We start from the raw sequence: 12,680 nt of genomic DNA, 5'->3' as shown, positions 1-12,680 counted from the left end.
GAGGGATCCCGCCGGGCCTTCGGTGTGTGCAGGGGCAGTCTCAAGGGGGCACTTTCAAGGAGTCATCCGGTACGAGTCACCCGGTAGAAGTCACCCGGTAGAAGTCACCCGGTAGGAGTCGGCCGCCCGCAGGGCGCGCCAGCACGCCACCAGGCTCCGGGCCTGCACGTTGAGGTAGTGGCTGTGCCGCAGCAGCCGCGTCAGCTGGTCCATCGTCAGCCAGCGGTAGTCGGGGTGGCCGGGGTCCTCGGGGACGTCGCTGTCCACGATCAGATAGCGGTTGCGGGCGTGGAAGAACCGGCCGCCCTCCTCGGAGAGCACGGCCTCGTAGCGGATGCGCTCCGGCCCGGCGGCCAGTACCTCGTCGAGGTGGCGGGGCCGGGCCGCGGGCGGCAGCCAGCCGTAGCTGTCCGGCACGCACTGCACGGTCGGCGCCAGTTCCACCACGTCCGCGTAGCCCGGCTCGGTGCGGGCGTGCATCAGGACGTGCGGCTCCCCGCCGATCTCCCGGGTCAGGAACGCGATGACGCCCGTGCCGCGCGGCTCGATCATCGGCTGGCGCCAGGTGCCGACCTCGCGTCCCGCGGCCGTCACGGAGACCCCGATGACGTCGAAGAAGCCGCCGCTCTCGTGCGAGTAGCCCATCTCGCCGTGCCGCCATTCGTCGAGCGCGTTGAGGGCGATCCGCTCGGTGTGCACCGAGGCCAGCGACCGGGCGCCGGCGATCCAGCTCAGCACGTCGGTCATCCGGTGCAGGGCGCCGTCCGGCCCCGCGGCGTGCGGCAGACACGCCAGGACGGTACGGGCGTCCATGTTGATGATGTCGTCGCGCGACAGCAGCCGGTACAACTGCCCGAGAGTGAACCAGCGGAAGCCCTCCAGGACCTCCACCTCGGTGGTCGTCTCCACCACCATGTTGCGGTTGCGCTTGCGGTAGAACCAGGCGCCCTGCTCCGACTGCCGGACGTCCGCGAGCACCCGGTGCCGCGAGGTGTCCCGGAAGTAGTCCACGTACGGCACGGGCTTGCCCTTGTGGACGCCGGTGTAGTTGCTGCGGGTCGCCTGCACGGTGGGGGACAGCTGCAGTCCGCCGGGGTTGCCCGGTTCCGCCTTGGCCTGCATCAGGAAGTGCGGGATCCCGTCGAACTCCTTGACCAGGATGCCGAGGATGCCGACCTCGGGCTGGTCGATGATGGGCTGGTCCCACCAGGGCACCGCGTTGGCGGGATCGTGCACCCGAAGGCCGTGGACCGTGAAGAACTTGCCGCTGCGGTGCCGCAGATCACCGGTGACCGGTGTCTGGTACCACTGGTCGAGGGCCGCCAGCGGTATCCGCTCGGCCGTCGTGTAGATCTGCTCCCCGTACTCGGCGAACCAGTCGTCGAATCCGGCGAGGTCGGTCCGCGGGCTCTCCACCGCCGCGGCCGACCTGGCGAAACGGGCCGTCACATCGGCCATCTGAACTCCTCGTCGTGGATGGAAGCGTGGAGGGGGGTACGCGGAGTGGTGTACGCGGCTCGCCCGGTGCGGCGGTTCAGTCGGCGGGGGTCTGCCAGGTCGCCCGCATCGCCTCGGCCAGCGTGATCCTCGGCTTCCAGCCGAGCAGTTCGCCGGCCAGCCGGATGTCGGCCAGGGTCCAGCCGCCGCCCTTGCTGGCGATGGGCCCGTCCTCGACCCGGATCGCCTGCGGCGGCAGGCCCGAGGCGGCGACCAGCAGGTCCACCAGCTCGCGCATGGCGGTGGCCTCGCCGCGGCCGATGTTGACGACCCGTCCGGTGGCCGGTGACGTCACGGTGAGGACCACGGCCTCCGCCAGGTCGCGCACGTCGATGAAGTCCCGCCGCGCGTCCGCGACCCGCAGCGTCACCGGGTCGCTCGCGTCCGCGCCGCGCAGCCGGTCGACGACCGCCCCGAGGAAACTGGCCCGGGTGGTGCGCGGTCCGCACACGTTCACCGCGCGCAGCACCAGCCCCTCCACCCGGCCGGCCCGGGTGGCGTCGAGCACCAGCTCGGAGCCGGCCAGCTTGGTCCGCGCGTACATGGTGGCCGGCCGGGGCTCCAGGTCCTCGCCGATGGCGAGCGGCTCGGCCACCGGACCGTACTCGTGGATGGAGCCGACATGGACCAGCCGCGGGCGGTCGTCCATCAGGGTCACGGCCTTCACCAGCCGCTCGACCAGGGTGATGTGGGCGTACCGCATCTCCTGTTCGGTCGTGCCCCAGCCACCCGTCACGTTGACCACGGTGCTCACCCGGTGCCGGGTGAGCAGCCGGGCCAGCTCGGCGGGCGGGACCGCCGCCACGTCGAGGCCGGCGAAGACGTGCCCCGCCGCGGCGGGGCCGCCGCGCCGGGCGACGGCGAGCACCTCGTGCCCCTCGCGGGCCAGCGCGGCGCTCACGCAGCGGCCGACGCAGCCGGTGGCCCCGAGCACCGCGACCCGGGACCCCTCGGCCGGCGGCCGGCCGTTCAGGGCCGCCACAGTGCGGCCTCGATCCGGCGGCACTTGTCGTACTCCGGCAGGCCGCCCTCCGCCCGCACCTGGGCGAGCAGGGGCGCGGCCGTGTCCCGCGCGGACAGCAGGGGCGCCACGTCCGTCGGGATGGGCAGGCCGAGCGCCGGGTCCAGCGGCGACAGGGACAGCTCGTGCTGGGCCTCGTAACTGCCGGAGAGCATGTACGACATCACCGTGTCGTCCTCCAGGGCGATGAAGGCGTGGCCGACGCCGACCGGGAAGTACATGGCGCCGAAGGTCTCCTGGTCGAGCACGGAGGAGTCCCAGCGGCCGAAGGTGGGCGAACCCACGCGGATGTCCACCACGATGTCGATCGCGCGGCCCCGGGCGCAGTACACGTACTTGGCGACGCCCGGCGGGGTCACCGTGTAGTGGATGCCCCGGACCGTGCCGCGCTTCGACCTGCTGTGGTTGGACTGCGCGACGGGGAAGAGGGGATGGCCGAGGGCCTCCACGAACGCCGGTTCCTGGTACGGCGAGGTGAACAGGCCGCGGTCGTCCTCGAAGACGGGCGGGTTGAAGGCGTACGCGCCGGACACGGCGAGTTCGCGGAACTTCACGGCGGTGGTCATCTACAGCTCCCCCCGGACGGTGCCGCCGGTTGTCGCGGCGGGCTTCGCGCGGTGTTCCGCCACGAGTTTCTCCAGCACCGGGACGATGTCGTTGGGGCTCGGCGTCCCCACCATCTCCCGGCGGATCCGCGCGCAGTTCTCGGCGAACGACGGCTCGTCGAGCAGCCGCAGCACGTGGTCGCGCAGGTCCTGCGCGGTGTAGTGGTCGACGTCGTGCAGGTACAGACCCGCGCCCGTCTTCTCCAGCTGCTTCGCCTTGTGGATGGTGTCCCACACCATGTCGGGCACGATCAGCTGCGGGACCCCGTGCGCGAGCGCGGTCTGGAAGGTGCCGCTGCCGCCGTGGTGGATGACCGCGGAGCAGGTCGGCAGCAGCGCGTTGAGCGGGACGAAGTCGACGGCCCGTACGTTGTCGGGGAGTTCGAGACCGGCGAGCTGCTTCTCGTTGAGGGTCGCGACCACCTCGACGTCCAGCTCCGCCAGCGCCGAGACGAGTTCGCCGATCGAGGCGCGGTCGCCGTCCAGCACCTCGCGGTGGGCGACGCCCAGCGTCAGACAGACCCGGCGCTTCTTCGGCGGCTCGTGCAGCCAGTCCGGGATGACGGCCTGGCCGTTGTAGGGGATGTACCGCAGCGGGACGAAGGGCTGCCTCACCGGGAAGCGCATCGACGGCGGCACCGGGTCGATCGTCCACTGCCCGACCGCCACCTCCTCCTCGAACTCGGCGCCGTAGCGGCCGAGCGTCCAGGTCAGCCACTCGCGCAGCGGATCGTCCCGCTGCTCGGGCAGCCGTTCCGCCTGGAGGTCGAGGAAGGTCTCGCGCATCCGGCCCAGCAGGTCGAGGCCGAACAGCAGCCGGGCGTGGGCGGCGCCGGTGACCTGCGCGGCCACCGGTCCGGCGAAGGACAGCGTGTCCCAGACGACCAGGTCGGGCTGCCACTCGCGGCTGAACGCGACCAGGTCGTCGATCATGCGTTCCGGGCAGGAGTTCTGGAAGGCCATCGCCGTCATCGAGGTGAACACCCCGAGGACGTGGTCCCAGGTGAGCATCTCGGGACGGGTCTCCGTCATGTCCATCCCGGCTTCCGCCTGGCTCTCCATGATCTCGGCGTCGTCGCCCAGGCCCTCGTTGACCCGCTGCATCTGCTCCTCCAGGAGCAGCGGCTCACCGACGCACACGGCGGTCAGCCCGGTACGGGTGATGTCCTCCGCCAGGTCCGGCTGGCTGGCGATCCGGACCTCGTGGCCGGCGGTCTGGAGGGCCCAGGCCAGCGGGACCTGGGCATGCATATGGGACTTCGCGGCGAACGTGGTGAACAGGACCTTCATCGATCTCCCTCTTCGCAGAGCAGATGGTGGCGTGCGGCGTGTCTCACTGCCCGTCGTGGCCGACGTACCGGTGCTTCACCAGCCAGCCGGCCCCGTCCGCGGCTCCGTCCTCGCCCCCGTCGGCGACGAGGACGTCCTGGCACGACGTGCTCAGCCGGATCTGTGGAGCGGCGCCCGCCGCGGTCGACACGACCAGGGCGTCGTAGCCCGTGCGCACCGAACCGTCCGGGAACCGCCAGGCCGCCGGCAGGCCCAGCCAGTGCCGGCGGACCGTACCGGCGGGCGCCGCGGGCCGGCCGCGCACCGCCGCCGCGATGGCCGCCCGGCCGCGCACCGGCTCGGCGAACGAGCTCTGGTCGAAGGCCCCGTCCTCGGTGAAGGTGTCCGCCCAGGCGTCCCCCTCGCCCTCGTCGAGGAGCCGCATCTGCCGGGCGTAGAACCGCTGGATCGAGGCGTACTCGGCGGGCGGCACCGCTTCGGACCTCGCCCGCCCCTCCGCGTACTCCTTGGCGTGCCGCATGGTGATCGTGCTGTTGCCGCCGAGCGCGTCCCGGATGAAGGTGCGGGCGTCGGCGGTGGTGGCGTCGGCGCCGAGGACCTTGGTGACGGCCGCGGCGTTGACGACCACGGTGTGCCGGGAGACGGCCACGCAGCCGGACGGGATCTCCCGCACCGTCCACTCGCCGGTGTGCACCGACATCAGGGCCGGGGTCTGCAGCTGCTTGTACGAGATCCGCCCGTCGGGCAGGCAGATCCGCACCGAGGCGGTGGTGTGCGTCGAGCCGTCGGGCGTGCGGGTGTCCATCTCCAGGTGCTGGACGTCGGGCGTGTCCTCCTTCAGCAGCACCCGGGCCACGTGCGGCAGCCGCTCCTGCCACGCGCCCGCGTCGTGCAGGAAGTCCCGTACCTCCTGGGCCGGGGCGTCGATGCGCACCGAGTCCTCGAAGGTGTACGGGGCCTCGTCGGTGCCGGTGCGCAGCGCGGCGGACTCCAGCGCGGCCAGCTCGGCGCCGCTGTTGCGCTCGATCGCCTCCAGGATCCAGCTGACGTTGCGCTCCAGGCCGTCGACCGCCTGGAAGTCGTGCAGCAGCCGCACCCGGCTGCCGCCGTCGGGTAGCGCCTCGACGATCCACTCGCCGCCCATCGCGGCGACGGGGTCCTGCGAGACCTCCTGGCGGAAGCGGATCCGCAGCCCGGCGCGGTCCAGGGTCCGCCGCGAGGTCCAGGACTTGACCTCGCCGTTGGCGGTGGCCCAGATCCGCAGCCGCTCCTCGTCGTCCGACCGCTCCAGATACTCCACGTGCAGGCTCGGCGGGAAGACGAACGGCCAGTCCTGCGCCCGCTCCACCAGGCCGAAGACGGCCTCCGGGGCCGCGGCCACCGTGATCGTGTGCTCGGTCCTGTGCGTCTCGTGCTGTATCTCGTGCCGCGTCTCGTGCTGCGCCTTGTGCGCCATGCTGATCCTGATCCCCTCTGTCCGCCCGGTCCGCCCGCCCCGGGCTGTCCGCCCGCGGGCGCGCACGGCCGGGCCCGCTGTCAGTAGTTGCCGAGCCCGCCGCACACGTTCATCGCCTGGGCGGTGATCGACGCGGCCGTCGGGGAGAGCAGATAGCCGACGAGCCCGGCGACCTCGTCGGGCGTGGAGTAGCGGCCGAGGGGGATCTTCGCCTCGAACTTCTCCAGCACCTCGTCCTCGGTGATGTCCCAGGCACCGGCGTAGCCCTGGCGCACGCGCTCGGCCATCGGTGTCTCGACATAGCCGGGGCAGACGGCGTTGACGGTGATGCCCGTCTTCGCCAGCTCCAGACCGAGGGCCTTGGTGAAGCCGACCACGCCGTGCTTCGACGCCGAGTACGGCGCTCCCAGCGCCACGCCCTGCTTGCCGCCCGTCGAGGCGATGTTGACGATCCGTCCGGTGCTCAGCTCCAGCATCCCGCCGGTCGTCAGCACCTCCCGGGTCATCCGGAAGACGCTGTTGAGGTTGGTGTCGATCACGTCGAGCCACAGCTCGTCGGGTATCCGCGCGGTGTGGCCGCCGCCGCTGCGGCCGGCGTTGTTCACCAGGACGCCGACGGGGCCGAACCGGTCCCTGGCCTCCTGGACGAAGGCGCGTACCCGCGCGGTGTCCCGTACGTCGCAGGAGGCGCCGTCGACCTCGTGGCCGGCCTCGCGCAGCTCCTTGACGGTGTGGGCGACCCGGTCGCCGTCGCGGGCGCAGATGAAGACCCGCGCCCCGCCCTCGGCCAGGCTCCGGGCCACGGCGAGACCGATGCCGCTGGTGGCACCGGTGACGATGGCGACGCTCTCTGCTGCTGGCGGCATGACGGCTCCTCAGCGGTCCCTGCGGGGGTCTGTGACGGGTGTCTGTGGTGGGTGACGGCTGTCCGTGGTGGGTGTCCGCTCCGTATGCCGGACGACAGCGAGGGTTTCAGCGGCCGCTCGAATCGCGCTCGACCCACGGCCCGGCCCGGGCTCCAGCGGCCTTCCACCCGCCTGCGAGACCAGGCACGCAGCGTGGAACGACACGAACGACCGCACGATGTCAAGCGATGCCGGGTCACACGAACGGGTCAAAAACAGACCTGGCAACACCGGGCAATACCGGGCAACACCGTTGAACGAGGAGGCCATTGATGACGGATCACGAGCCAGACGCCAAGGAGGCCGGCGCCGTGACCTTCGTGAACACCTTCACCGTGCACGCCGAACCCGAGGTGTTCGAGAAGGAGTTCGCGCGGACGTCCGAGTTCATGGCACGGCAGCCGGGCCTGATCCGGCACACGCTCTCCCGGCACGCTGAGCGGCCCGGCCAGTACGTCAACGTCGCCGAGTGGCGCGACGTCGCCTCGTTCCGCGCGGCCGTCTCGCACGCCGACTTCCAGCCGCACGCGGGCGCGCTGCGGGCCCTCGCCGAAAGTCGGCCGGAACTGTATCTGGCCCGGCTGCGCCGCGACGGCACGGCGCCGTCCGAGGGGCCGGCGTCCGGGAGCCCCGCGCTCGACGGGGCGGCCGGCGCGGGGGAAGGGATATGACCGCCCGTCGGGTGGTGATCACCGGCCTCGGAGTGATCGCCCCGGGCGGTGTCGGCACGAAGGCGTTCTGGGAGCGCATCGTCTCCGGCGTCTCCGCGACCCGGACCATCACGGCCTTCGACCCGGCGCCGTTCCGCTCCCGGATGGCCGCCGAGGTCGACTTCGACGGGGCCCGCCACGGACTGTCGGTCCGTGACACCGCCCGCCTCGACCGCGCCTCCCAGTTCGCCCTGGTCGCCGCCCGCGAGGCCATCGCCGACAGCGGCGTGGAGATCGACGGGAGCAACGCGCACCGGACCGGCGTCAGCCTCGGCTCCGCCGTCGGCTGCACGCTGAAACTGGAGGAGGAGTACGTCGCGCGCAGCGACGGCGGCACGCAGTGGCTGGTCGACCACGCGGCGGGCACCCCGTACCTGTACGACTACTTCGTACCCAGCTCGATGGCGGCGGAGGTCGCCTGGGAGGCGGGCGCCGAAGGCCCGGCCGCGCTCGTCTCGGCGGGCTGCACCTCCGGCCTCGACTCGCTGGGCCACGCCGTCGAACTCATCCGTGAGGGCAGCGCCGACATCATGATCGCCGGGGGCAGCGACGCCCCCATCGCGCCGATCACCGTGGCCTGCTTCGACGCCATCAAGGCCACCTCGCCGCGCAACGACACCCCCGACCATGCCTCGCGGCCCTTCGACCGGACCCGCAGCGGCTTCGTCCTGGGCGAGGGCGCCGCCGTCCTCGTCCTGGAGGAGCGGGAGTCGGCCCTGCGGCGCGGGGCCCAGGTGTACGCCGAGATCGCCGGCTTCGCCGCGCGCGCCAACGCCCACCACATGACCGGACTGCGCCCCGACGGCCTGGAGATGGCCGCCGCCATCACCGGCGCGCTCGACGACGCCCGCCTGGACCGCGAGGCCGTCGGCTACGTCAACGCGCACGGCACGGCCACCCGGCAGAACGACATCCACGAGACGGCCGCCATCAAGCACAGCCTGGGCGAGCACGCCCACCGGGTGCCGGTCAGCTCCATCAAGGCGGTCATCGGCCACTCGCTCGGCGCCGTCGGCTCCATCGAGGCCGCCGCCTCCGCCCTGGTGATCCGGCACGGCGTGCTTCCCCCCACCGCGGGCCTGCACGAGCCGGACCCCCAACTCGACCTCGACTACGTGCCGTTGACCGCCCGCGACCAGAACGTCGACACCGTGCTGACGGTGGGCAGCGGCTTCGGCGGCTTCCAGAGCGCGATGGTGCTCACCGCATCCGAAGGGAGGCGCCCATGACCACCGCGCCCACGACCGCCGGGCCGACGACGACCGCGTCCGGGACCGCCAGAGCCGTGGTCACCGGGGTCGGCGTGCTCGCGCCCAACGGCATCGGGGCCGAGGAGTACTGGGCGGCGACCCTGCGCGGCGAGAGCGGCATCGCCCGCATCACCCGCTTCGACCCGTCCTCGTACCCCTCCCGGCTGGCCGGTGAGGTCACCGGGTTCTCCGTGCGCGACCACATCCCCAGCCGGCTCGTCCCGCAGACCGACCGCACCACGCAGTTCGCCCTCGCGGGCGCCGACTGGGCGCTCGCGGACGCCGGGCTGAGCGCGGACAGCCTGCCCGCGGACGAGCGCGGGGTGGTCACCGCCAGCGCCTCCGGCGGCTTCGAGTTCGGCCAGCGCGAACTGGGCCACCTGTGGGGCAAGGACCCCAAGCACGTCAGCGCGTACATGTCCTTCGCCTGGTTCTACGCGGTCAACTCGGGCCAGGTGTCCATCCGGCACGACCTGCGCGGGCCCACCGGGGTCCTCGTCACCGACCAGGCGGGCGGCCTCGACGCGGTCGCCCAGGCCAGACGCCGTATCCGCAGGGGCACCCCGCTGATGCTGACCGGCGGCATGGACGCCTCGCTGTGCCCGTACGGGCTCGCCGCGCAGATCTCCGCCGGGATCCTCAGCGAGAGCGAGGACCCCACCCGCGCCTATCTGCCCTTCGACGCCGCGGCCGACGGCCATGTGCCCGGCGAGGGCGGGGCGATCCTCACCCTGGAGGACGCGGACCGGGCCCGGCAGCGCGGGGCACGGGTCCACGGGGAGATCAGCGGGTACGCCGCCACCTTCGACCCCCGCCCGGGCTCGGGCCGCCCGTCCAACCTGGAGCGGGCCGTGCGCGGGGCACTGGACGACGCCGGACTGCGGCCCGGGGACATCGCGTTCGTCCTCGCGGACGGCGCCGGCGAACCGGAACCCGACCGCGTCGAGGCCCAGGCCCTGACCGCGGTCTTCGGGCCCGGCGGTGTACCCGTCACGGTCCCCAAGACCATGACGGGACGCCTCTACTCGGGCGCCGCGCCGCTCGACCTGGTCACCGCCCTGTTCGCCCTGCGGGACGGCCTCGTCCCGCCGACGGTCCACGTCGAGGAGACCACGGGCCACGACATCGACCTGGTGACCGGCGCCCCGCGGCCCGTCACCGAAGACGCCGCGCTGGTCGTGGCGCGGGGCCGCGGGGGCTTCAACAGCGCCATGGTCGTCCGCGGTCCCTCGGCGGCCTGAAACCCATCCACCATCACCCCACCTGGAGACGTCATGTCCGTTTTCACCACCGAAGACCTCTTCAAGATCATGCGTGAGTGCGCGGGCGAGGAGGAGGCGGTCGACCTGTCGAGCGCCGCCGCCGAGCAGGAGTTCGCCCTGCTCGGCTACGACTCGCTGGCCCTCATGGAGGCGATCAGCAGGGTCGAGCGCGGCTACGGCATCACGCTGCCCGAGGAGACCCTCGGCGAGGCGCTGACCCCCACCGCGTTCGTCGCCGCCGTGAACGCCGCGCTCGCCGACCGCATGCCCGCGGCGGGGGCCGCCTGATGACCGAGGCCGGCGTCGGCGCCGGGGAGGCTCCCGCCGTGGAGAGCCCGGCGCCGGACATCCGGATCGCGGGCTGCGCCGTGTGGCTGCCGCCCCGCACGCCGGTCGCGGACGCCGTCGCGGCCGGACTGTGCGACGAGGCCCTGGCCACGACCACCGGCATGCTGTCGGTGGCCGTGGCGCAGGACGAACCCGCCCCCGAGATGGCGGCCCGCGCGGCCCGGACCGCACTGGAGCGGTCCGGCTTCGGACGAGCAGGTCTCGACTCCGGGTCCGGGTCCGGGTCCGGCACGTGGTCCGGGTCCGGGGCCGGGGCCGGTACGGGATCCGAGGCCGGGCCCGGCTCCGGTGAGGGTTCCGGCTCAGGCTCCGGCTCCGGCGACGTGTCGCTGATCCTGCACGCCAGCTTCTTCTACCAGGGGCACGACCTGTGGGCGCCCGCCTCGTACGTCCAGCGCACGGCCGTCGGCAACCAGTGCCCCGCGATCGAGGTCGGCCAGGTCTCCAACGGGGGCATGGCCGGACTCGGGCTCGCGGTCGACCATCTGCGGGCCGGCCCCGCGGCCGGGGAGCCGGACCGCCGGGTCCTGCTCACGACCGGCGACGCCTTCCGCCCGCCCGGCTTCGACCGCTGGCGCAGCGACTCCGGCACCTTCTACGGGGACGGGGGCACCGCCCTCGTGCTGTCCTCGCGGGAGGGGTTCGCCCGGATCCGGGGCCTGGCCACCGTCTCCGTGCCGGAGCTGGAGGGGATGCACCGCGGTGACGACCCGTTCGGCCACGCCCCGTTCAGCCACCGGCCGGTGGTCGACCTGGACGCCTGCAAGAAGGACTTCCTGGCCACCCACCGGGTGCCCCGGGTGATCGCGGCGAGCGGCGCCGCGCAGGACGCCGCCGTCGAGCGGGCCCTCGCCGCCGCCGGGGTCACGCTCGCCGACGTCGACCGGTTCGTCCTGCCCCACCTGGGCCGCAAACGGCTGCGGGCGGGACACCTCGCCCGCTTCGGCATCGCGGAGGAACGCACCACCTGGGAGTGGAGCCGCGGCATCGGGCACCTCGGCGCCGGTGACCAGATCGCCGGATTCGACCACCTGGTCTCCTCCGGGAGCCTCGGCGCGGGGGACCTCGTCGTGTGGATGAGCGTGGGCGCCGGGTTCACCTACTCCTGCGCGGTCGTCGAGATGCTGGAACGGCCCGCCTGGGCGGCGACGCCATCCACGGGGGCCACGGCACCCACGACACCGCCGGGAGAGGCCGCATGACCGCCGAACGCCCCCTGCCCGTGGCCCTGCTGCTCCCGGGCCAGGGCTCCCAGCATCCGCTGATGGCCACGGGCCTGTACGGGTACGAGCCGGTGTTCACCGAGGCGATGGACGAGTTCTTCGACGCGGCGGGCCCCGAGGGCGGTCCGCTGCGCGAGGACTGGCTCGCCGAACGGCCCGCCACGGAACTGGACCACGTCACCCGCTCGCAGCCGCTGCTCTTCGCGGTGGACCTCGCGCTCGGCCGGCTGGTGCTGAGCTGGGGCGTACGCCCGGCCGCCCTGCTCGGGCACAGCATCGGGGAGCTGGCCTCGTCGGTGCTGGCCGGGGTATTCAGCACACGGGACGCGGTGTGTCTGGTGCTCGACCGGGTCGGACGGCTGGCGAAGGCCCCGCCGGGCGGCATGCTCGCGGTCGCCGCGTCCACGGCCGAGGTGGAGCCGTATCTGGGCGGGGACGTGGTCGTGGGCGCGGTCAACGCCCCGCGCCAGACCATCCTGGCCGGCCCCGACGGACCGCTGGACAAGGCCGGCCGGGCGCTGGGGGAGGCCGGGTTCGTCTGCCGCCGGGTCCCCTCCCTCAGCGCCTTCCACAGCCCCGTACTCGAACCCGCCTGCCGGGGCGCGGCCGAACGCTTCGCCGCGGTCCGCAGGAACACGCCGACCGTGCCGGTCCACTCGGCCTACACCGCCGCCCCCTTGACGCGGGCCGACATCGACGACCCGTCCTTCTGGGCGCGGCAGCCGGTGGCGCCGGTGCTCTTCTGGCCCGCGCTGGAGGGGCTGCTGGCGACGGGCGACCACCTGCTGCTGGAAGTGGGACCCGGGCAGGGCCTGTCCCAGGTGGCCCGCCGCCACCCGGCCGTCCGGCGGGGCACGAGCACGGTGGTGTCCCTGCTGCCGGCCCGCCCTGGCCCACCGGAGGCGGACCGGGCCGCGGTGGGGGCCGCCGCGGCGCGCATCGCGGGGGCGGGCTCCTTGACCGCCCGTGCCGCCACGTCCCGGGGCGCCCCGTCCTCGGCCCCGGCTGTCTGACGGCACGTCCCCGCGCGACCCGCCCCGCGCGACCCGCCCCGCGCGGAGCGCCGTGCACGGTCCCGCGTACGACGGACGCCCCGCCCCCGGTCATTGCACG

12 protein-coding genes are annotated in these 12,680 nt (G+C 73.4%); 6 read left to right on the top strand and 6 right to left on the bottom strand.

What is annotated here, in order from left to right:
- Nucleotides 1-90: 90 nt before the first annotated feature.
- From ACFWGJ_RS34035 to ACFWGJ_RS34010, 6 genes are all read right to left on the bottom strand, one after another.
- Nucleotides 91-1,458: an NDP-hexose 2,3-dehydratase family protein gene (locus ACFWGJ_RS34035; protein WP_387332341.1), complete on the bottom strand. Its 1,368-nt coding sequence runs from the start codon at nt 1,456-1,458 to the stop codon at nt 91-93.
- A 76-nt stretch (nt 1,459-1,534) separates the two neighbouring features.
- Nucleotides 1,535-2,479 carry an NAD-dependent epimerase/dehydratase family protein gene (locus tag ACFWGJ_RS34030; RefSeq protein WP_387332340.1) on the bottom strand — a complete coding sequence of 315 codons (945 nt, stop codon included), beginning with the start codon at nt 2,477-2,479 and terminating at the stop codon, nt 1,535-1,537.
- Entirely contained in the window at nt 2,467-3,084 is a 618-nt protein-coding gene (locus tag ACFWGJ_RS34025) for a dTDP-4-dehydrorhamnose 3,5-epimerase family protein (protein WP_387332338.1), read from the bottom strand. Before ACFWGJ_RS34025 ends, ACFWGJ_RS34030 begins: the two co-directional genes overlap by 13 nt.
- Nucleotides 3,085-4,413 carry an activator-dependent family glycosyltransferase gene (locus ACFWGJ_RS34020; protein WP_387332336.1) on the bottom strand — a complete coding sequence of 443 codons (1,329 nt, stop codon included), beginning with the start codon at nt 4,411-4,413 and terminating at the stop codon, nt 3,085-3,087.
- 43 nt (nt 4,414-4,456) lie between these two features.
- The gene (locus ACFWGJ_RS34015; protein ID WP_387332334.1) at nt 4,457-5,869 is read right to left on the bottom strand and encodes an SRPBCC family protein; all 1,413 of its coding nucleotides are present in this window, start codon (nt 5,867-5,869) and stop codon (nt 4,457-4,459) included.
- A gap of 80 nt (nt 5,870-5,949) precedes the next feature.
- On the bottom strand, nt 5,950-6,735 hold the full coding sequence (locus tag ACFWGJ_RS34010; RefSeq protein WP_387332332.1) for an SDR family NAD(P)-dependent oxidoreductase: 786 nt from the start codon (nt 6,733-6,735) through the stop codon (nt 5,950-5,952).
- 311 nt (nt 6,736-7,046) lie between these two features.
- Here ACFWGJ_RS34010 and ACFWGJ_RS34005 point away from each other — a divergent pair, with 311 nt between their 5' ends.
- The 6 genes from ACFWGJ_RS34005 to ACFWGJ_RS33980 are packed head-to-tail and all read left to right on the top strand — an operon-like array spanning nt 7,047 to nt 12,580.
- Nucleotides 7,047-7,445 (top strand): antibiotic biosynthesis monooxygenase family protein, encoded by a 399-nt coding sequence (locus ACFWGJ_RS34005; protein WP_387332330.1) that lies wholly within the window; start codon nt 7,047-7,049, stop codon nt 7,443-7,445.
- Nucleotides 7,442-8,713: a beta-ketoacyl-[acyl-carrier-protein] synthase family protein gene (locus tag ACFWGJ_RS34000; RefSeq protein WP_387332329.1), complete on the top strand. Its 1,272-nt coding sequence runs from the start codon at nt 7,442-7,444 to the stop codon at nt 8,711-8,713. Before ACFWGJ_RS34005 ends, ACFWGJ_RS34000 begins: the two co-directional genes overlap by 4 nt.
- Entirely contained in the window at nt 8,710-9,975 is a 1,266-nt protein-coding gene (locus ACFWGJ_RS33995; protein WP_387332327.1) for a ketosynthase chain-length factor, read from the top strand. The genes ACFWGJ_RS34000 and ACFWGJ_RS33995 overlap by 4 nt, the downstream gene beginning before the upstream one ends.
- Nucleotides 9,976-10,008: 33 nt before the next feature.
- A complete protein-coding gene (locus ACFWGJ_RS33990; RefSeq protein ID WP_387332325.1) occupies nt 10,009-10,284 on the top strand; it encodes an acyl carrier protein in 276 nt (91 codons plus the stop codon).
- Nucleotides 10,284-11,546: a ketoacyl-ACP synthase III family protein gene (locus ACFWGJ_RS33985; RefSeq protein WP_387332323.1), complete on the top strand. Its 1,263-nt coding sequence runs from the start codon at nt 10,284-10,286 to the stop codon at nt 11,544-11,546. The genes ACFWGJ_RS33990 and ACFWGJ_RS33985 overlap by 1 nt, the downstream gene beginning before the upstream one ends.
- A complete protein-coding gene (locus tag ACFWGJ_RS33980; protein ID WP_387332321.1) occupies nt 11,543-12,580 on the top strand; it encodes an acyltransferase domain-containing protein in 1,038 nt (345 codons plus the stop codon). Before ACFWGJ_RS33985 ends, ACFWGJ_RS33980 begins: the two co-directional genes overlap by 4 nt.
- The last annotated feature ends 100 nt before the right edge of the window (nt 12,581-12,680 follow it).

This window comes from Streptomyces sp. NPDC060205 (genome assembly GCF_042728395.1).
Taxonomy (GTDB): Bacteria; Actinomycetota; Actinomycetes; order Streptomycetales; family Streptomycetaceae; genus Streptomyces.
This window is presented reverse-complemented; position numbering and strand designations above follow the sequence as displayed.